At 64.6% G+C, this 20,108-nt stretch carries 20 protein-coding genes and 1 pseudogene; all 21 read left to right on the forward strand.

What is annotated here, in order from left to right; genetic code table 11:
- The first annotated feature begins 2 nt into the window (after positions 1 to 2).
- The 21 genes and pseudogenes from MYXE_RS09350 to MYXE_RS09445 all read left to right on the forward strand — a co-directional run bounded on the left by MYXE_RS09350 (position 3) and on the right by MYXE_RS09445 (position 20,095).
- On the forward strand, positions 3 to 356 hold the full coding sequence (locus MYXE_RS09350) for an Aca2/YdiL-like domain-containing protein (RefSeq protein ID WP_085193429.1): 354 nt from the start codon (positions 3 to 5) through the stop codon (positions 354 to 356).
- A 312-nt stretch (positions 357 to 668) separates the two neighbouring features.
- Positions 669 to 1,127 (forward strand): hypothetical protein, encoded by a 459-nt coding sequence (locus tag MYXE_RS09355; RefSeq protein ID WP_085193427.1) that lies wholly within the window; start codon positions 669 to 671, stop codon positions 1,125 to 1,127.
- Complete coding sequence (locus MYXE_RS09360) at positions 1,127 to 1,366, forward strand: hypothetical protein (RefSeq protein WP_085193425.1); 240 nt, start codon at positions 1,127 to 1,129, stop codon at positions 1,364 to 1,366. The genes MYXE_RS09355 and MYXE_RS09360 overlap by 1 nt, the downstream gene beginning before the upstream one ends.
- Positions 1,367 to 1,482: 116 nt before the next feature.
- Entirely contained in the window at positions 1,483 to 1,692 is a 210-nt protein-coding gene (locus MYXE_RS24370; protein ID WP_232061767.1) for an HNH endonuclease signature motif containing protein, read from the forward strand.
- 184 nt (positions 1,693 to 1,876) lie between these two features.
- Entirely contained in the window at positions 1,877 to 2,335 is a 459-nt protein-coding gene (locus tag MYXE_RS09370; protein WP_178031407.1) for a phage terminase small subunit P27 family, read from the forward strand.
- Complete coding sequence (locus tag MYXE_RS09375) at positions 2,289 to 4,034, forward strand: terminase large subunit (RefSeq protein WP_085193421.1); 1,746 nt, start codon at positions 2,289 to 2,291, stop codon at positions 4,032 to 4,034. The genes MYXE_RS09370 and MYXE_RS09375 overlap by 47 nt, the downstream gene beginning before the upstream one ends.
- Before the next feature lie 170 nt (positions 4,035 to 4,204).
- Complete coding sequence (locus MYXE_RS09380; RefSeq protein WP_085193419.1) at positions 4,205 to 5,593, forward strand: phage portal protein; 1,389 nt, start codon at positions 4,205 to 4,207, stop codon at positions 5,591 to 5,593.
- Positions 5,574 to 6,314, forward strand: a complete 741-nt coding sequence (locus MYXE_RS09385; protein ID WP_197904889.1) for an HK97 family phage prohead protease — start codon at positions 5,574 to 5,576, stop codon at positions 6,312 to 6,314. Before MYXE_RS09380 ends, MYXE_RS09385 begins: the two co-directional genes overlap by 20 nt.
- Positions 6,280 to 6,549: a hypothetical protein gene (locus MYXE_RS23960; RefSeq protein ID WP_197904890.1), complete on the forward strand. Its 270-nt coding sequence runs from the start codon at positions 6,280 to 6,282 to the stop codon at positions 6,547 to 6,549. The genes MYXE_RS09385 and MYXE_RS23960 overlap by 35 nt, the downstream gene beginning before the upstream one ends.
- A complete protein-coding gene (locus MYXE_RS09390) occupies positions 6,546 to 8,069 on the forward strand; it encodes a phage major capsid protein (RefSeq protein ID WP_232061768.1) in 1,524 nt (507 codons plus the stop codon). Before MYXE_RS23960 ends, MYXE_RS09390 begins: the two co-directional genes overlap by 4 nt.
- 79 nt (positions 8,070 to 8,148) lie before the next feature.
- Positions 8,149 to 8,424: a hypothetical protein gene (locus MYXE_RS09395; protein WP_085193415.1), complete on the forward strand. Its 276-nt coding sequence runs from the start codon at positions 8,149 to 8,151 to the stop codon at positions 8,422 to 8,424.
- Positions 8,417 to 8,995, forward strand: coding sequence for a hypothetical protein (locus MYXE_RS09400; protein ID WP_085193413.1), 579 nt, complete (start codon positions 8,417 to 8,419; stop codon positions 8,993 to 8,995). The genes MYXE_RS09395 and MYXE_RS09400 overlap by 8 nt, the downstream gene beginning before the upstream one ends.
- A gap of 26 nt (positions 8,996 to 9,021) precedes the next feature.
- The gene (locus MYXE_RS09405) at positions 9,022 to 9,333 is read left to right on the forward strand and encodes a hypothetical protein (RefSeq protein WP_232061769.1); all 312 of its coding nucleotides are present in this window, start codon (positions 9,022 to 9,024) and stop codon (positions 9,331 to 9,333) included.
- Between the two features lie 2 nt (positions 9,334 to 9,335).
- Positions 9,336 to 9,707, forward strand: a complete 372-nt coding sequence (locus MYXE_RS09410; RefSeq protein ID WP_085193409.1) for an HK97 gp10 family phage protein — start codon at positions 9,336 to 9,338, stop codon at positions 9,705 to 9,707.
- On the forward strand, positions 9,704 to 10,138 hold the full coding sequence (locus MYXE_RS09415; RefSeq protein ID WP_085193407.1) for a hypothetical protein: 435 nt from the start codon (positions 9,704 to 9,706) through the stop codon (positions 10,136 to 10,138). The genes MYXE_RS09410 and MYXE_RS09415 overlap by 4 nt, the downstream gene beginning before the upstream one ends.
- A gap of 98 nt (positions 10,139 to 10,236) precedes the next feature.
- Positions 10,237 to 11,313, forward strand: coding sequence for a hypothetical protein (locus MYXE_RS09420; RefSeq protein WP_174893192.1), 1,077 nt, complete (start codon positions 10,237 to 10,239; stop codon positions 11,311 to 11,313).
- Positions 11,314 to 11,418: 105 nt separating this feature from the next.
- Positions 11,419 to 11,937 carry a hypothetical protein gene (locus MYXE_RS09430; RefSeq protein ID WP_085193405.1) on the forward strand — a complete coding sequence of 173 codons (519 nt, stop codon included), beginning with the start codon at positions 11,419 to 11,421 and terminating at the stop codon, positions 11,935 to 11,937.
- Positions 11,909 to 12,280: a hypothetical protein gene (locus MYXE_RS24375; protein WP_085193575.1), complete on the forward strand. Its 372-nt coding sequence runs from the start codon at positions 11,909 to 11,911 to the stop codon at positions 12,278 to 12,280. The genes MYXE_RS09430 and MYXE_RS24375 overlap by 29 nt, the downstream gene beginning before the upstream one ends.
- Positions 12,281 to 12,298: 18 nt before the next feature.
- Positions 12,299 to 18,184: a phage tail tape measure protein gene (locus MYXE_RS09440; protein ID WP_161552070.1), complete on the forward strand. Its 5,886-nt coding sequence runs from the start codon at positions 12,299 to 12,301 to the stop codon at positions 18,182 to 18,184.
- Positions 18,184 to 18,375: a hypothetical protein gene (locus MYXE_RS23595; RefSeq protein WP_085193399.1), complete on the forward strand. Its 192-nt coding sequence runs from the start codon at positions 18,184 to 18,186 to the stop codon at positions 18,373 to 18,375. The genes MYXE_RS09440 and MYXE_RS23595 overlap by 1 nt, the downstream gene beginning before the upstream one ends.
- A pseudogene (locus tag MYXE_RS09445) lies at positions 18,372 to 20,095 on the forward strand (Gp37-like protein). The gene MYXE_RS23595 and the pseudogene MYXE_RS09445 overlap by 4 nt, the downstream one beginning before the upstream one ends.
- Positions 20,096 to 20,108 lie beyond the last annotated feature (13 nt).

Genomic DNA, 20,108 nt, shown 5'->3' on the forward strand with positions numbered 1-20,108 from the left:
GGATGGACGGCGGCGAACTGCAGACGGTCCGCGAATACCTGGGGCTGACGATCGAGTCTCTGGCGCGAATGCTCGATGTCAACCCCAGGACCATCCGGTCGTGGGAGGCCGGCCGCGACCGCATACCCGAACGCATCCGCGTCGAAGTCGAACAGATCGAGGCGATGACCGCAAAAGCGGTCGACGAGCTGGTCGACGTGCTCAACGCGGCGCGCGACCCCGCTGTATACGTGTACAGGCGCGACGAGGACATGCATGCTGCCCGGCCAGATACGGCACATTTGCCGGCGCGGTGGTGGCGCCACGTGGTCGCCCGTGCCTGCCAGGAAGTGCCCGGCGTGGTCATCACGTCGTGAGGTATGCAAACCGGGGCATATCGCCACGACGAGCAGTGGCGGTAGCTTTCCTGTTCGTCCGTGGGAGATTTCACGGTCACCGCTTTGATATGTGTTTCCGTATCGGTCAGCGGCAATATCGGCTGCTGCGACCATCGGCCGCGCACCATGGCCGCCGCGATGACACCCTGAAATCACACGCTTGTAAGACCGCCGGTCAATGCGCTATAGTCAGCTCCACGCCACACGTGTCTCCAAGACCGGGTGGCGTTTCTCACGCCTAGACGTTGAACCGGCCTCGCGCGACCACAGCCCAACACCTGGGAGCTTCCCATGCCCAACGCCGCTGTCGCGGGATTGATCGCCCAACGACTCCCCGAAGGCCTGCTCCATCCCGGCGACCCCAACGCCAATCAGCCGGCCAAGCTCATCCCGCTGCCCGGCCTACGCTCCACCGGCATCCCGCCTGAGATGGCGAAGCAGTTCGCCGCACAAGCCGGCCTGCCCAGCCACGACGTACCGAAGCTGATCGGCGAAGCCATCGTGTACCTGCTCGAAACTGAAGGCTTCGCCATCATCCCCAGCACCGAACTCGAGCAGCTACGCACCCAAGCCGCCGACGCCCCCGACGGCACCAGGATCATCTCCGTGCACTGCCGCTGCGACACCACACGCAGCAAGCCGCTCATCCACCTGACGGTCGACAAGACCGACCAGGTCATCACCGACGGCAAAGCGCTGCTGCAGGGCTTGGCCAAGCGCGGCGCCGACTGCCCACACGAGACGCGCTGATGGCACATCTGCGCATCACCATCGACGGCAACGTAGCGATGAACGGCGACCTGGGCGAGTGGACCACCAACCCGCCCACCCTGCTCACCGAACAACTCAAAGCCAACACCAAACCAGCACCGTGGATGCGGGCACTCATGCTCACCATCGCCGACGCAGCCATGACCAACCGAGACCTACACGCCAACGTGCACACCCGGCCCGACGGCTGGGATCTCTCAGTCACCACCGCCACCTGATGCCAGTTGCACCACCACGCGTCTGCTCTCGCTGCCGCAAACCCGCCGCGCCCGGTAGGCCATGCGCATGCCGACCTGCCTGGGAAGGCAGCACACACCCGCACGATGATGCGCGCATGGCCAAGCTGCGCGCAGCCAAACTCGCAGCCAACCCCGTATGTGAGTGGCCCGGCTGCAGACGACCAGCCGAACGGGTGGACCACATCGTGCCTCTCGCAGAAGGCGGGCCACGATACGCCTGGACCAACCTGCAAGCCCTCTGCAGGCCACACGACATCGAAAAGACCACAGCCGACGCATTGCGCGGCAAGACCAGGGCGAGGTGAGGCATGCCGACGAACACACGCCAAACCCCGAGCGAAACCGCAGGTCAGAGGGGGGTAGGTCGAGATCGTGGCCGCTCCGGCCGCCACGACCGCCGCCCTAGTGATCTGTTCGCGGGCATCGGTTTTGTCGCGAAATTGGATGGGGCTGGTTGCCGTGGGTAGGCGGGGTCCGGCGCCTGATCCGGTGCCGTTGAAGGTGTTAAAGGGTCGTGGGAACGGCAAGGACAGCATGGGCCGGCCGATTCCGCAGGTTCCGAACTTCGAGCGTGGGGCGCCGGACCCGCCCGAGTGGCTCGATGATGAGGCGAGAAATCTCTGGCAGCGGGTGGCCCCGGCGCTGGATCGACTCGACTTGTTGAAGCCGGAAGATCGCGAGGTGTTCGTCGCGTATTGCGTGGCGTGGTCGCGGTTCGTGTCGGCGGTTCAGACGTATCAGGCCGAGGGGATGACGGTCACGAATAAGCGCAGTGGCCGAGTGGCGCTTCATCCGGCTGTGACCGCCGCTCAGCAGGCGAGCCGCGATTTACTGCGGTTTGCGCAGGATTTCGGGTTGACGCCGGCGGCTGAGCTGAACCTTGGCAAGAAGCCTGCTGGCGATGACAGCGAGAGCGACCCGTTCGCGGGCGGCCAAGAAGCCGGTTAGGCGCCGCGGCTGGGCCGATGCCGATCTCGAAAGGCTGAAGCTGAGCCCCGAGGTCGCCTGGTATCTGGAGTCACGCGGATACAGGCCGCCGACGTGCCCGCCTCTGATCAAAACACCGGAGCCGCGCAATGTGCGGGGCGCGGTATTCGATCCGGGTCGGGTGGATCATGTGATCGCGTCGTTTCGGCGGCTGCGCCACACCAAGGGCCGTTTTGCTGGGCAGCCGTTTGAGCCGGATTGCTGGCAGGTCGCCTATTATCTGGCGCCGGTTTTCGGCTGGGTGGCCAAGTCGAGGGACTCTGGCGAGTATGCGCGGATCATCACAACCGCCTGGGTTGAGCTGCCGCGGAAAAACGGCAAGACGCAGACCGCCAGCGGCACCGCGCTTTATCTGACCGGTGCCGACAATGAGCCGGGCGCCCAGGTGGTGTGCGCGGCGACAAACAAGGATCAGGCGAAGTTCGCGTTCGATCCGATGAAGCAGACGGTACGCGGATCACCTGCTTTGACGAAACACTTCGACGCGTTTCAGTCGAAGATCATCCACAAGGCATCGGGCAGTGTTTTCGAGCCGGTGGCTAACGTCGGCGATGCCCAGCACGGCCGCGACCTGCACGGCGGCATCATCGACGAGGTGCACCTGCACAAGACGAATGATCTGATTGAGGCGATCGAGACCGGCACCGGCAGCCGGATTCAGCCGTTGATCCTGTTCATCACCACCGCAGACGCGGGCCGCCGGCACACACCGTACGACGAGAAGCGAACCCGCATCGAGAAGCTGGCCCGCGGTGTGCTCAAAGATCCCACCACCTACGGTGTGGTGTTCGCTGCCGAGCCGGGTGATGACCCATTCGCAGAATCGACGTGGAAGAAAGCCAACCCCGGCTATGGGATCAGCCCGACGAAGCGGTTCATGCAGACCGCGGCGAACAAGGCGAAGGACTCTCCGGCTGAGCTGGCTTCGTTTCTTCGGCTGCACCTGGGGATCCGCACCAAGCAGCAAACCAGGTTCCTGGACCTGGGCGCGTGGGATAACAACGCGAGCATCGTCGATATGTCGCGGCTGAAAGGCCGCAGATGTTTCGGCGGCCTCGACCTCGGCTCCACGAGCGATTTGACGGCGCTGGCGTGGGTGTTCCCCGATGAAGCGGGTTGCTTCGATGTGTTGCTGCGCTGCTGGGCGCCGGAGGATTCGATTGAAAATCTGGACAGCCGCACCGCGGGCGCGGCGTCGGTGTGGGTGAAGCAGGGCTGGCTGGCCACCACGCCAGGCAATGTCACCGATTACGACTTCATCGAAGAGCAAATCAACCGCGACCGTGACGAGTTCCTGGTCCAAGAGATCGCCTATGACCGGTGGAACGCACAGCAACTCGTCAACGACCTGATGGCTGACGGGGCGCCGATGATCACCATGGGTCAAGGATTTGCGTCGATGAGCGCGCCGACCAAGGATCTGCAGCGGCTCATCCTCACCGGTACACCGGAAAACCCGGTGATCCGCCATGGCGGCAACCCGCTGCTTCGGTGGATGGTGGACAACTTCGCGGTCGCGATGGACCCCGCAGGAAATGTGAAGCCGGACAAGGTGAACGCAGGCGACAAGATCGACGGTGTGGTTGCGCTGATCATGGCCCTATCCCGGGCGATCGCCAACCAGCCGCAAGAGACTGAGGTTTGGGGAATGTTGATGTGACTGCCAAACAGGCAATTCTCGCAGCGAGCTTGGCGGCCGGGCCTGATCGTGGCGGGTGTGGCGATGCTGACCGGCCCAGCGTGGGCGCTGATCACCGCGGGAGCATTCGGGCAGGCCTTCGTGGTGCTGTTGTACGACCCAGCCAGCAGGCAGCACGGTAGGCGACGGCCGTGAACCTGCTTGACCGGCTCAAAGGCGGGCGGCGCGACCGGATCTCAACTATCGACGACTACGCGCAACTTTGGGCAGACTTCACCTACAACGGGCTGTCCTACGGCTACGGGCTGACCAGCAGCGGCATCAACCAGACCCTGGTCGGCCAGCAGACCGAGATGGCACCAAACACGTTCGTCGGGCTAGCCTCACACGCCTACGCAGCCAACGGCGTGGTGTTCGCCTGCATGCTGGTCCGGCAACTGGTGTTCTCCAGCGTCCGGTTCACCTACCAGCGTCTGCGCAACGGCAAACCCTCTGACACTTTCGGAACTCCAGATCTGCGGATCCTGGAGCGGCCGTGGCCCAACGGCACGACGCAAGACCTGCTGGTGCGGATGATCCAAGACGCCGACCTCGCCGGCAACGCCTACCTGACCCGGCAGGGCGACGAGATCGTGCGGCTGCGCCCGGATTGGGTTCACATCGCGGTTGAAGAACGCCAGATGCGCGACGGGCGCGGCCAAATCGGCTGGCGCAAGGTCGGCTACCTGTACACCGAGGGCGGCCCCGGCTCGAACAACGACCCGGTCGCCCTGCTGCCCGACGAGGTTGTGCACTTCTGCCCGATACCGGATCCGCTCGCCAACTTCCGCGGCATGTCGTGGCTGACGCCGATCCTGCGCGAGATCCAAGCCGACCAGGCCATGACCCGCCACCAGCGGAAGTTCTTCGACCACGGCGCCACACCGAACATGGTGATCAAGCACGACGCTGGGGCGACTATCGACAAGATCAAAAAGTTCGCCCAGGAGATGAAAGACGAGTTCGGGGGCGTCGAAAACGCTTACAAGACACTGCATCTGTATCCCGGCGCCGACGCCACCGTGGTGGGTGCGAACCTGCGGCAGATCGACTTCAAAACCGTGCGGGGCGGCGGCGAGACACGCATCGCCGCGGCGGCCGGTGTCCCACCTGTGATCGTCGGACTGTCCGAGGGGTTGGCGGCCGCCACGTACAGCAACTACGGGCAGGCGCGTCGGCGTCTCGCGGACGGCACCGCGCATCCGCTGTGGCAGAACTTGGCTGGCTCGCTGCAACCGATCCTGCCCAGCCAGGGCCCCGACACCCGGCTTTGGTACGACGCCTCGGATGTTCCGTTCCTGCGCGAGGACGAGAAGGACGCCGCCGACATCGCAGCAACCAAGGCCGCCACGATCAACTCCTACATCACCGCCGGCTACGAGCCGGATTCCGTTGTCGCCGCGGTCGAAGCCAACGATCTGCGCCTGCTGGTGCATTCGGGCATGTACAGCGTGCAGTTACAGCAGCCGGGCCAGAATTCCGCGCCCGCGGACGCAGGCCAGCTCCAAGGAGGTTCACTCAATGGCGCCACGGTCAACTGAGATGCGCCGCGAAATCCGGCCACCGATGGCCGGGGTGCGGCGTGAGGCGCCGTTCGCCCTGCGCTCGGCCACCGATGGCGAGCCGGACGACGGATTCACCCTCGATGGCTACGGTGCGGTCTTCAACCGCGACACCATCATCGACTCGTGGGAGGGCCGCTTCCGCGAGCGGATCGCGCCCGGCAGCATGAAGCGGTCGTTTCGGGAGACGCCGCCGAAGATCCAGTTCGACCACGGCCGCCACCCGTTGATCGGGTCGCTGCCGATCGCCGAGCTGCGCTCGGTCGCAGAGGAAGTCGATCCAGAGCTTGCACCCGAAGGCGGAGCTCATATCGTCGGCCGGATCTTCGACAACTGGCTGATGATGCCGGTGCGTGACGCGATCGCGGCCCGGGCCATCAACGGCATGTCATTCCGGTTCTCGGTGGTGCGTGAGTCGTGGGAAACCGCCGACGGTAAGCCGATCCGCGACGAAAAACAGCTCATGGAGGAGCTGGAGCGCACCTGGTATGAGGACGTGCCCGACGATCAGCTTCTGGTGCGCACGCTCAAGGAGCTGAAGGTTCCCGAGATGGGGCCGGTGGTGTGGCCGGGCCTACGCAGATACTTCGGTCGCCGTCCGGTCGCAGGTTATCGACCTGGGCCGCCTCGACGACCCCGAGCAGCGCAAGCTGCTTGCACGCGCCGTGTTCATGGTGGACGCGGCGCAATCTACGGATGATGACGCGCAGCAATCCGCCGACGCGCAGCGAACCACTGGCGACAGGCCGGCAGGTGAGCGCCCGTCCGCAGGTGAGCGCCCGGCTGACTCCGGCGACGCGCAGCGAACCACCAGCCAATCACGGCTCGTAGGTGAGCACCCGTCGAAACCGCGCGGTTCCCGCCCCGTCGATCTGGTGTTGCGGAACATGCGCGACGTGTTGCTGACCATCAAAACGGAAGGGAAATCGCTGTGACAGAGCAGCAGACCGAGGAGACGCGCAAGGCGCCGACCCTCACCCACAGCCAGTCGGTCAAGCGGCTGGAAGAGATCCACGCCCGCATGGAAGAGCTCGGCGAGCTCGACCAGCTCAACGAGGACGAGGACCGCGAGTTCCGTGAGCTGACCGCCGAATTCCGCGAGGTCGACGAGCACCGCAAGCGCTTGGAGCGCGCCGCCGAGCTCGCCGCCATCCGCACCGCGGCCGGCCAGGTGCCGTCGCGGCGCCTGCGGGTCGAGGCGGGTTCGCCGTCGCGGTCGCGGGACGACTACGACCGTGACGCGATCCTCGAGCCGGACAGCATCGAGGACCACAGGTTCCGCAATCCGTGGGATTTGAGTGAGGTCCGCACCTACGGCCGGCCGGTGGACGAGGTGGCGACCGAGCTGCGGTCCCGGGCGTTGTCGGCCATCGAGAAGATGCCCGGCGCCAACGACAAGATCCGCGAGGCGGCCACCAGCATCATTGAGCGGTTCGACGACAAGAACTCCAGCCTGGCCCGCCAGTGCTTGGCAACGTCGTCGCCGGTCTATCTGCGGGCGTGGGCGAAGATGGCGCGCACCCATCAGCACCTGCTCACTCCCGAAGAGGCCCGGGCGCTCGATGAGGTTCGCGCCATGTCGCTGACCGACAACGCCGGCGGCTACTTGGTGCCGTTCCAGCTCGACCCGACCGTGATCATCACCTCGGACGGATCGCGCAACGACATCAGGCAGTTTGCCCGCCAGGTCGTCGCCACAGGTGACGTGTGGCACGGGGTGAGCGCTGGTGCGGTGCAGTGGTCGTGGGACGGCGAGGCTACGGAGGTGTCGGACGACTCGCCGACCTTCGACCAGCCGAGCATCCCGGTCCACAAGGCGGCCGGGTTCGTGCCCATCTCGATCGAGGCGCTCGAAGACGAGGCCAACGTCGCACAGGAAGTGGGGCGGCTGCTCGCCTTCGGCCGAGACACACTCGAAGCTGAAGCGTTCATCACCGGCTCTGGTTCGGGCCAGCCCAAGGGCGTAATCACGGCCGTGTCCGCCGCGACGGGGTCGGTCGTCACGGCTGGCGGCGAGCAGTTCACGATCGATGACGTCTACGCCGTCTACGGGGCATTGCCCGCGCGGTTCCGCTCAAACGCGTCCTGGCTGGCGAACAACCTGATCTACAACCAGATCCGGGCGTTCGACCAGTACGGCGGTGCCGCGCTGTGGACGCAGATCGGCAACGATCGGCCGATGCAGCTGCTGGGTCGCTCGCTCGGCGAGGCCGAGGCGATGGACGGTGCGGTCAACCCCGCCGCCACCGAGAACAACTACGTTCTGTTGTTCGGCGACTTCAGCCACTACGTCATCGCTGATCGAGTTGGCATGTCCGTCGAGTTCATCCCGCACCTGTTCGGGGCGAACCGCCGGCCGACCGGCCAACGCGGCTGGTACGCCTACTACCGTGTCGGCGCCGACGTGACGTATCCAGGAGCGTTCAGGCTTCTCAACGTCGCCACTGCGGCATAGGCAGGTCCAGTATCCACCGAGTCCCCAACGCGGAGATCCAACCGCGTTGGGGACTCGGTGCGACCGCGAAGGAACGAATATGGCAATTGTCAGGGCTACCAAGCCGTTTACCTACTGGAACAACGGTGTGCCGCGAACCGTCCGCGCTGGCGACCTGTTCGATACCAGCGACCCATGCGTGAAAGGCCGCGCTGGATTGTTCGAGCCCGTCGAGGTGGCGGCCGCCCGGACGGCATCCATCGAGGACGCAACTGCCGAGCCCGGCGCGCGCCGCTCGGTGAGCACTACCCGCGGCCGGCGCAAGCCTGCCAGCGAGCCAGAAAGAGACGAGCCGAGCGCGGAAGGCGATGCCTGACACCGACGGCGAGCTCACCACCGAGGACGTCCAGCTCTACACCAAGGGACGCCTCAACAAGGACGACGACGAGACCAAGCGGCTACTCAATGCCGCGCTGGCGACCTGTCGCCGCTACTGCGGCTGGCGTGTCACACCAGTCAAATCCGAGGAACTGACACTCGACGGGCCCGGCGGCCGGCGACTCTCGCTGCCCACACTGCATCTCGTTGAGCTGACCTCGGTGATCGAGGACGACGTGACGCTCGACCTCTCCGGGCTGCAATGGTCCCCGCTGGGGTTCGTGCGCAAGAAGTCCGGCGGCTGCTGGTCGAGCGACCTCGGCGCGATCACCGTGACCATGACCCACGGATTTGAAGACGCCGCAGACTGGCAGGCCGCCGTGCTCGAACTGGTCGACCGCATGTCCGCGATGCCCGGGGCGGTCGTCGGCAACAGCGGCCCACTGGTCGAGAAAACCGTCGACGACGTGTCCTACCGGTGGGTGCTCACCATCGGGCAAAACCCGCAGCTGTTCGACATGCTCAACCACACCCTGCTCGACCCCTACAGATTGGTGCCGCTGGCATGAGCTTTGGCGGGCAAACAGTCACCTTCGTGACTCTCACCGACTCGGGAAACCCGAACCGGCTGGGCATGAAGCCCCAGACTTCAACGGAGGTTCCTGTCGCCGGATGTCTGTTTCGGCCGCTCAGCGTTAAGGAAGTCGTCGGGGTCAACACCGACATCGCCACCGAGATCTGGAAGTGCACCGCACCGCCCGTGCCGGCTGCGCTGGCAGCCAAAGCATCAGGACAACTGCAGGTGGACGGCGAAACCTACGAGATCATGGGCGACCCCAAACCGCACCCAGACCTGTCCGGAGCTATCCACCACGTGACGATCATGTGCCAAAAGCAGGCAGGCTAGACATGTCCTACGGTTTCGACCGGTTTGGTGTATCCGACGCAGAGATCGAAGCCGCAATCGCCGCATCCGCTGAGGTCGACGCGCAGCTCAACGCGTTCATGGAGAACGAATTCGTTCCCGCAGCGCGAAACAACGCACCCATCGATCACGGAGCCTACGCGGCCGGCATCAAAGTCACAAAGCAAGCACGCGGCGGCAAGGGCCAAGTTGGTGCCACCCATTGGACGTCACATTTCATCGAATACGGGACCGGCAGCGACCCCGCGGGTACACACTCGCGGTTCGGGCCCAATACCCCAACACCCGAATTTGCGCCGATGCAGAAGACGGCTGAGCAGTTCGGCGGAACACTCGACGACGGTGATCATCGGTGACCATCGAACTGCTCGACGAAGGGGCCACCGATGCAGAAGAATTCGTCATCGCGTGGCTGCAACCACTGGCCCGCAGCGCGTCCAGGCGCCGAGTCGACGACCCGCTGCCGTTCAGGCTCGTCAACCAGGTAATGGGAGCCGACGACCCGTATTGCGGCGAAGACACCGCTGTGGTGTCAGTGCACACGCTGTGCGACGCCACCATCGACAACGCGGAAGACCTGGCAGCCCAGGAAGCCGACAAAACTCATCGCCGCATGCTTTACCTGGCCCGCTACCCGGACACCGATGTCGTGCTGAGCGACGGCAGGCTGGCCAACCTCGACTACATGGATGTTGTGCAGAAACCAATCTGGGTCGACTACGACAACATCCAGATCCTGCGGAAAGTGGGCCGATACCGCATCGGCCTCTCATACGTCGCGCTGTAATGCGCGCCGCGGCCAGCAAACGCCGCATCACAGCCCAACCCCTGTAACCGCCGGATTGCCTTCCGGTACTTCCCCTTTCGCGAAAGGAACGTCCCAAGATGACGCAACCCGCAACCGGCACAACCTGGAGCGGCGCCGGACTCAGTTCGCTCGACAGCCGGGGCCTGGAGCGCGGCAAGCTCGTTCAGGCGTTGATCCGCGACGCCCGCGGCGCCGCCACCGACATCAGCCCCCACAACCCCGACGGCTCCACGCGGTGGTCGCCGTTCGCCCAGGACGGCAAGTGGCGAGCCGATCTGTTCGCGTTCAAGCTCGTCAACGGTTTCTGGGTGCCCAACACCAGCCCGAACGAGGGATTCCACCTCGTCGGCGCGTTCAAGGAAGGCGACGGCCCCAACACCAAGCCGAACATCAAGAACGACGACTTCATGATCCTGCAGTCGAACTTCCCGTTCGACAGCGACGTTGTGGAAGAAGGTGAACCGTTCAGCTTCACCGGCGTGGAGACGGCCAAGCCGCTGATGCGGCGTTTGCGCAACAATCTGCGCCTCAACGCCGACAACGGCGACGTGCTCGTCGAACTGCCCGGCCTGCCCAACGCGGGCTGGAGCCGGCCGATTGACGCCGACAACCCAGGCCGCCAAGTGCTCCTAGTGCGCGAGTACCGCAAAAACGGCCTGCCTGTCTACAAGGTCGACGGCTATGCGTTTTGCAAACTGACCAAGCTCGGCGAATCCAAGATGGACAAGAAGGACTCCGAAGCCGCCGAGATGGAGTACACGCCGCTGCCGGACGGCTTCTTCATGGCGATGGTCGACGGTGAGTACCGGCCGGTCATCAAGCACACCTGGGTTGGTGGCGCCGGATGGGCTGCGCAATACGGGTCGCCGGTGTCGCAGTTCATCGTCACGCTCGGCACACCGACTGCAGGCGACTTCGTGTTGTCGTTCGGCGGAAACACCACAGCGCCGATCGCCTACAACGCGACAAGCACAGCGGTGAAATCCGCGTTGGTCGCGCTCGACGACGGGTTCAGCGCATCCGACTGGACAGTGACCGGCTCTGCGGGCGGCCCGTACACGGTGACCACGCCAGGCGCCCAGTATGGGCCGCTGACCGGCGACGGCTCCGGCCTGACGGGCGGCACCTTCGCCATCAACCCGGTCACACCGTAACCCTGCTAGCCCTCACCAGGCGGGTGCCGGGCTGTCGCCCGCCTGGTGAGTCACAGCCCGCCACAGCCCACCCAATCTTTCTGACAGCCCGAAAGGAACAGCCCCATGCCGGAAATTCCCGACGAGATCAAGCACCGCCACGTCGTTAACGCCGCCGACGCCCGCGAGCAGGCCAGCGAAGGCCGATACAGCTTTCTGCGCAGCGAGTTCCGCCGAGCCAAGCCCACACCCGAGCACCCCGAAGGCGAGGTATTCGAGATCCCACACAAGGATCTGTTGGACAACGAGCAGCAGAAACGCTGGGACGATCTACAGGACGAGATGCGGGAATACGACCGCGAACCCGACATTGTCGACCCGGACGGCCGAGTGATCGCCAAGGGCGCACTGGTCTACCCGCACCGCAAGAACGGCAAGCGCATTCCGACCACCTGGGGCGAACGACTCGCAATCGTGCTGTGGGGCAAAGAAGGCGCGGCGCGGGCCAATGCCGGCGGCATCAACTTCAACGAGATCGAAGTCATCTGGGGCAAGCAGAAGATCGAGATGGATCGGCGGCTAAGCGCCGACCCGAAAAGTGGTGCCGGCGATCCTGGTGTGGCGCCAGCACCCGACCGAGATTGAAGCCGACCTCGCTGACCGCGGCCACGACATCCTCGACTGGCATCGCGGAATCATGTCGAGCCGACGGCTGCTGGTGCTGCTGCGCCACGCACCCGAGAACGGCCCGTACAAAACCGCGCTGCGCGAAGGCAAATGGCCCGAGTTCATGCAGATCCTCGCCGAAATCCACAAAGAGCTCGCACTATACCGGGCCAGCCACTATGTCGGAAGCGAAAACGAGTACACACCGAAGGTCTTCATCGACCCGGTTGAGCGGCGCGCGCTCGCCGACCAACAGGCCGAGGAAGAGGCTGCGTCGGAAAACTTCCAGAACGATTTGGCGGCCCAGATGGGCTGGGAATGAACGAAAGGTGGTGGAGCCGTGCCGATAACGATTGACGTGCAGGCGCGGCCCGACGCCGCATCGTTCAAGCGGGCCGCCAACGAGGTGGAGGCTACGTTCGCTACCGCTGGCAAGAAGGCTGCAGACGCGTTCGGCAAGGGATTCTCAGCCGGGTCGAAGGACATCGAAGACGCGGCCCGCCAGTACCAAACCGCCTACGACAAGGTCGCCGACGCGTCCGGCAAAGCGAAAACCGCTGAGACAGAGCTGCAGCGGCTACGTGACAAGGCCAAAGATCAGGCCAAAGAGGTTGAGGCAGCTGAGAAACGACTATCGAACGCCCGCGAGCAGGAGGGCCGCGACAGTAAGACCGCGCTCGACGCTGAACGGGATTTGGCGACTGCACGTGACCGGCTGGCGCGCACGAACACCCAGATCGTGCGCACAGCCGAGGGTTTGGCACGCTCCAACCGCGAGCAGGCTCGCGCGGCCCGGGAGGCTACGCAAGCCTATCGCCAGCTGCAAGAAGCGCAACAGCGCGCAGGGCGCGGCTTCGAAAGCAACGCCAAGGGCTTAATCTCCGGGTTCGCTTCGCAAAGCAGTGGACTGGTCGGCCAGCTCCACAGCATCGGATCCGCGGGCGGCAAGGCGTTCATCGGCGGCGCGATCGCCGCCATCGTGGCAGGCAACTTCGTTCAGGCTGTGACTGATGTCGCCCGCACCGCGGTCGGCGCGATGAAAGACGTATTCGAAACCGGCCTGGACTTCGACAGGGTTGCAAACAAGCTGCAAGGTGTGACGCGGGCCTCAGCCGCTGACATGGATCGATTCAGGTCCGTCGCAAAGGCTTTAGGTAACGATCTCACCCTGCCCGGTGTGTCGGCCAAAGATGCGCTCGACGCGATGCTGGAACTTTCCAAAGGCGGCCTCGGGCAGCAGGATGTGCTGAAGTCGGTGCGCGGCACCCTGCTGCTATCCACCGCAGCCGGGATATCCCCCACTGAGGCGGCTCAATCCCAGGCTTCGGTGCTGCAAGCGTTCAACCTCGACCCCAGCCAGGCAGACCGCGTCGCGGACCTATTGACAGCGGTGCAGCAGGCAGCGCCAGGCGAGATCCCCGACTTCGCCCTCGCGCTGCAGCAGGCGGGCACCGTCGCGCACGGATTCGGCATCTCCATCGAAGACACGCTCGCCACGTTGGGCATGTTCGCCAAAGCGGGTGTTGTCGGCAGCGACGCCGGCACCTCTTTCAAGACGCTGCTCACCCATCTGGCGAACCCGAGCAGCGAATCACAAGAAGCTATCGCGGATCTCGGCCTGCAACTAACTGATACGCAAGGCAACTTCATCGGGATGCGCAACCTCATACAGCAGCTCGGTGCAGCGGGGGCGCGGATGCGGCCGGATCAATTCCAGGCTGATGTGGCCCAGCTGTTCGGCACCGACGCGATCCGCGGAGCCATGATCGCCAAAGACGCGGGCCTGAAAATGTTCGACCAGGTGATGGCCGAATTCGCCCGCGGCGGCCAAGCCCAGCAAATGGGTGCCGCGATGATGCAGGGCATGCCCGGCATCGTCGAGAAAGTCAAGAACAGCATCGACAGCATCAAATTGTCGCTGTCGGAGCTGTTCAGCAGCGGCGGCGCGCAGAGCTTCGGCAACAAGCTCGTCGAGGGCCTCGACAGCATCAGCGCCTGGATCGACAGCCACAAGCCTGAAATCATCGGGTTCTTCACCGATTTCGCGCGCATTGCCGTGGAGGCATTCGGTGAAGTAGCCCATGAGGCTGGTATTTTCCTGCGCGCTGTCGGCTCCGCGATGAGTCATCTTCCCGGCCGGTTCGGCGAATTCGGCCGCTCAATCCGAACTGCTGGTAAAGAACTAGTCGAGTTCGGCACTCACACAATGCCGACTTTGGCGCACCAGATCGACGTGATGGGTGATCGAGCCAGCCAAGCAGCAAGGTTCGCGCGAGACTTGGGCGACAACATCAAGCTGCTTCCCGATGGCAAAACGATTGTCCTGAAAGACAATACAGCGGAAGTCAGAGCCAACATAGACTCGACGCAGTATGCGCTAGAGAACTTACCGGACGGCACCGTCAAAATCATTCCCCTCACAGAGGAGGCTACCCTTAAGGCCGAGGCGTGGCGCCGCCAGCAAGGCGACCAGCCGGCCACCATCCCGTTGAACGTCAACACTGAGGCCGCCACCAAACAGATCCAACAATTCCTCGCAGCCGCGCCGAAGTCGATCCAGATCACCGCGCAAATGGCCGGCATTCCTGGTGCCCCGCCGGCACCTACCGCGCCGCCTAAGAACTTGCAGGATCTCCTGATGCCGCCCGCGCCGCCGAGGCGCGCTCTCGGCGGCATCTTCGACGTCTACGACTCTGTCGCCTCGTTCGCAGACGGCAAGCTCCCCAGGCATGCGCTGCTGCAGCCGCCAGTGTCCGGCGCCGGCCTGGTGCAGTGGGCCGAACCGTCCACCGGCGGCGAGGCATTCATCCCCCTAAACGGCGGGCAGCGATCCATCAAAATCTGGGCGGAAACAGGTCGTCTGCTCGGCGTATTCGACGAGGGCGGCATCCGCGGCTGGCCCAGCGAACCCGGCACCTATGTGGTGACACCGGACAACATCATGACCGCGCTGCAATTCGCCCAATCCGTCTCCGGCAGAGCACCATACGGGCCGGCCGCCGGGCCGACCATGTACGACTGCTCCGGGTTCATGTCTGCCATCTACGGCATCCTCACGGGGCACGGACTGCCGGATGGCCAACGCTTCTTCACCACAGAGTCCGACTTCACCAAGCTCGGTTTCCTGCCGGGCTACGACCCATCATCGCCGTTCAACATCGGCGTCCATCACGGCGGACCGGGCGGCGGCCACATGGCCGGCACGCTGATGGGCTACAACGTCGAATCCGGCGGCTCGCACGGCGGCCCACTGATCGGTGCCGGCGCCGCGGGGGCTACTGATCCACAGTTCGAGGAGCACTACCACCTTCCCGGCTCCATGTACGGGTACGGCACAGGCGGCGCTGGCGGCTACTTCGAGCCACCAGACCCGAAGCGAGTACGTGAGGCCGAGCAGCGGGTCGCGCGCGCCGATCAACGCGTCGCCGAGCTCGAGCAGCAGCAGCGAGAGCTGAAGGCCGACGCGAAAGAGTCTGAGCGGATGCGGCTGCGAGACGAACTCGCCAACGCCCGCCAGGACGCCCAGGACGCGCGAGCCGACCTCGCCGAGGCTCGGCAAGGCAAATACCGCTCCGGTGGTGGCGGCGCGACGTCGTCGTTCCCCGGCCAGATCGGTGCTCCGATCGACCAGGACTTCGGGCTGTCGAAGGGGCTGCCTGGTCTGGCGGAGAACTTGACCAAGTTCTTCGCCAACCTGGCGTTCGCGCCTGTGCTCGGCGCGCTGGGCGCGGTGTCCGCAGCGGCTGGAAACCCCAGCGGCGGCGGCTTGATCGGTATCGCGGCATCTCAGCCGGGCAGCCTGTTCGCGGCCGCCGGTGGCTTCGGTGGCCTACTCGCAGGGCTCGGCGGCCCATCCGCAATGGGCCCCGCACCACTGGGTGGTGGCGGTGGCATGACGGTTCCAGGTATGGGCGTCGGCGGACTTCCCGGGCCTGGCGTCCCAGCAGACGCAGGAGGACCAGCGGCAGGCCCCACGCAGATCGGCGGTGTCGCACCCGCCGCGGGCCCTGGCGGTGGCGGCTTCGGCGGCCTCGGCGGCATGCCGATGGCAGCAATACAAACAGCAGCCAGCGGACTGAACATGCTCGCACCCGGTGCGGGCATCGCCGCGCAGATCGGCATCCAGGAAATCAACCGAGCCATCGCATACGCCGGTCAGGTCGCCGGCATCGGCGTCCAAGGGCTGATGGAGACGTTTCTGCCGACTGCGGGATCGCAACTGGCACAAAACAACTGGATTACCCGCATCGTTGGCGGGATAGCTGGAGCGCGCCCCCAGCTGCCCAACACTGCCGGCCAGTCCAGCATGCCAAGCAACAAGGCCCCGCAGCAGGCGCAGCCGCTGCCGCAGCAAAACCCGGGCGACGGGCAGCCACACCAGGGCAGCGGTAACCCGCCGGGCCCGATCAACATCACCTACAACAACAACAACGCCACCGAAGCCGCCGCCGGGCCGCGACCTGACGTTCCACCTCAGCAACATGTACCAAGGGGTCATGCTGTGAGCGCCGCTGTCCGCTATCCCGCCAACCAAGTCACTCCGCACGGCTGGTATCAGCTCATCAAGGGCGATCACCCCCTGGTGCGACTACGCGCCTATGACGGGTCGATTGACTTCGACCTGATGGGCGGGCTGTCGATCCCCGACCGCTACAGCGCGCCTGAGGCGGTTCACCTCGTCGACCTCAAGGGGCTGATCCCGCCGTGGCGGCACGTCGACCAAAAGGGCGCCACCGAGGACGGCATCACCCAGCTCGACGCACTCTACGACCCGATCGAGGTGGAGGCGAAGGTGATGTGCCGGGGCCGCGACCCGAAACACACCCGCCAGGTAGTGCGCGACCTTATCGCCTCGATCGACGCCAAGCAGCAATCCGAATTCTCCTGGCTCACTCACGATCTGGGCTACTGGTGGGCTCCGATTCGCTGGTTCAAAGGCGCGCCCCCCGACCCGTTGAGGGGGGCGCAGCTCGACCGGCAGGAGCTGACGTTGCGGCTGCGCGCCGACAGCGGCTTTTGGCGCTCCTACGACGACACTGCGACATTCCGGTTCGCCTACGACTCGATGAGTGACGACTTCGACGTCGACCACACCAGCACGCAGGATCTCGGCCCCGACTGGCCGCAGCGGTACAGCGGCCCTGGCGCCGGATACTGCACCAGCCGCGGCGGGCAGGCTGTGTGGGCCGAGTCCGGCACTGACGAGCGCGAGGTCGTCAACGGGCCCTACGCCGGCTTCGACACCGACACCGACAACCAGGTCATCGAAATCGAGCTCGGCTCCATCCCCGAAATCACCTTCCAGGGCGGCTGTTTCAACGACCTGTGGGGGCGGATGAACCGCAACCCCGACGGCACCTGGGCCGGTGACGGTATCCGCGCGCGCATCGGCTTGCAGGGATTCTTCGGCTGGGTGGAGCTCGCGCGGTTCAACAACTACGTCAAAACCGTTCTGTTCGAGCGGTTGATGATCATCCCGCCGATCTTCGGCGAGAAGTTCAGCCTGGTCTGCGGTGTCGAAGGTGACCCGCGCATGTTCCGCATCCTGCGCAACGGGCTACCAATCCTGTCGCACAAGGAGACTGGTGCCGGATCGGCGCTGGGCGCGGATCACCGCGGCGTCGGGTTCGGCATGGCTGCCGGCGCGGCCGAGTTCGGCAACCAAAAGAGCCCCGCATGGGTGCGGCGGTTCAACGCCGGCGACAACAACACCGTCAGCCAATCGGGGTTCCTGGCGCGCACCAACATCGGAGATCAGCCGATGTACGACGACTACACACTGTTCGGCCCAGGCATTTTTCGCATCTACGACGGCCCCGGCAGCGACGAGTACGTCGAATTCGGGCCGCTGCTGCCCAACCAGGTAGTGTTCTTGCGCACCGACCCACGCAAACGCGGCGCACAGGTGCAAGACCTCACCGTTGTGCCGCCGACACCGCAGCAGCTCAACAGTTTTCAGCAGGCGCTCGTCAAGTTCGAATCGTTCGCGTTCGCCAACAACATCCCCCCGCTGCTGCAAACCATCAACAGCCTGTTCGGGATCAAACCACCGCAGGGCAACATGTACAGCCTCCTCAAGGGCAGGTTCTCGAATCGGGCGGCGATCCCGCCCAAGTCGCCCGGCAACCCGGCGAAGCCCTACTTCGTGAAGGTCGCGATCGACGACGGCAACGCCGACTCCAAAATCATCGCCTCCGGCACACCGTTACGGAGATACCCGATCTGATGGCCGCCATCATCGTCCTGGAGCCCGGAACACCCAGGACCGGTTTATGGTGCCCAAAATGCATGCTGCCCAGCGGCTACGAGGTCGCGCTCTACGGGCTGTTCGAGTCCGGACCGCGCACGGTCGCATGGGCTCGCCGCTGCTACGACTGCGGCGCGAAACTACCCGCCGGCGATGAGGATCGGCAGTGACTACTGCGGAGCTGACCCGCTGGCAGTCCGCGCTGCAATCCGGCGACCCGTACCGGATAGCCGGCACCGCGCGTGAACTAGCCGAAGCGAAATCCCAGCCGGACACCGACTTTCGCTTCACCGTCTACGACCAGCTGTGGCGGCCGGTCGGGGAGATCGGCGGCGAGCTCATGGAAGCCTCGGGCACCGACCCCCGCAACAATGTCGGCTCAGCGAAGCTGAAAATCAAAGGCGACAGCCACCTTATCGGCGTGTTCCAGCAGTGTCGAACCACCCTCGTCGGTGTCACCGTGGAGACCGCCGGGCCTGCGGTGGGCGTTCTACGTCGACAGCTTTGACTACGAGTTCGAAAACGGTGAATGGACCGGCACCGCCAACCTTTTGAGCATCTGGGACATCCTCAACTACCTGGTCATCTGGCCGTCGTGGTACCTGCCCATACAGGCCCAGCCATTCTCCCACGCCGTCTACATCTGGGCGCTGTGCACAGTGATCGAATCCATGATCTCCGAATGCGCGCTGCGAATCCAATCCGGCCTGTGGGAGTTCGTGAACAACGCGCTGTCGCTGAACCCCGATATCCGCGCTTGGTTCGGCACCCTGTTGCAGTCCAACGCCAACATCTTCCAGATGCTCAAAACCCCGGTCTACGTGGTGCGCACCAACCCCTTCCTGGACACCAGCCCGTTGGCGGCGCGCCTGGTGCGGATGGAATCCTGCGGCACCGTTATCAAGGACATAACACCCGCGTACGGAGTCGATGTCAGCGTCGACCTGTGGTTCCCGGGCGACCCGCAGCCCGACGTCTGGACACGCACTATCCCGTTCATGGCGCTCGACCAACCCACCTACGTGGTGACGGTCAAGGACCGATCCCAGATCGAAGGCCCCACCAAGACGGTGCTGGACTCGGTGCTGCGAACCGTGGTGGACCTCGAAGGCTCACTGCTCGGCCGGACGATGGACCCGATCCTCAATCCGCGCGGCGAATACGCACCCAGCGACAACCTCGAAATGTTCACCGCCCCGGCGCTTGGCCTCCATTTTGTACCGCCCTACGCGATCCTGGTGGCGCCCGACCCGGGCGAGGACAGCTCCATCCTGTCGTGCAAGATCAGCGACCACACGCCCAAGGGCTGGCAACACATCATCGGTGGGCGAAGCCCCAAGTGGCTCAACGATTTAATCAACGCCACCACGGCGTGGATTATCGACTCGATCATGATCGTGGTTGGACTAACGGGCGTCCCAAGCGATCTGCTGGCGGGATTCCTCAACAACGCCTTCCTCGCATTTCAGCTCATCGAGCATTACACCCGCCGCGCCGAGGTCGGCCCGTACCACCCCGCGATCGAGGTCTTCCACGCCACCGCCAGCGCCCCCTACAACGTTGAGACGGTGTTCGCGTTCATCAACGCGCTGTGGGACAGTCGCGGATACACAACGGCGATCGTCACGTTCCGCAACGGCGACCAGTATGCGTTGGGGGCGCGACATCTTCCGCGGCGGTCTCATGTCACTGGTGTACATGGGGCGGCGCAAGATGCTCACCGACTACATCGAAAACATCATGTGGCGCATCACCCCCGATGTGCGTGAAGTGACGGTGCAGCTCGGCGACGGCAAACGCGGCGAAGCCCCGTTGGCGAAACACCAGCGGTTCATCACCGCCATCTTTGAGGCGATCAACGTGCTAACCCTGGCACCGCAATCTGGCTAGGAGACAACAACCT

Origin of the sequence: Mycobacterium xenopi, assembly GCF_009936235.1 — a bacterium.
In the GTDB taxonomy this organism is placed as follows: domain Bacteria; phylum Actinomycetota; class Actinomycetes; order Mycobacteriales; family Mycobacteriaceae; genus Mycobacterium; species Mycobacterium xenopi.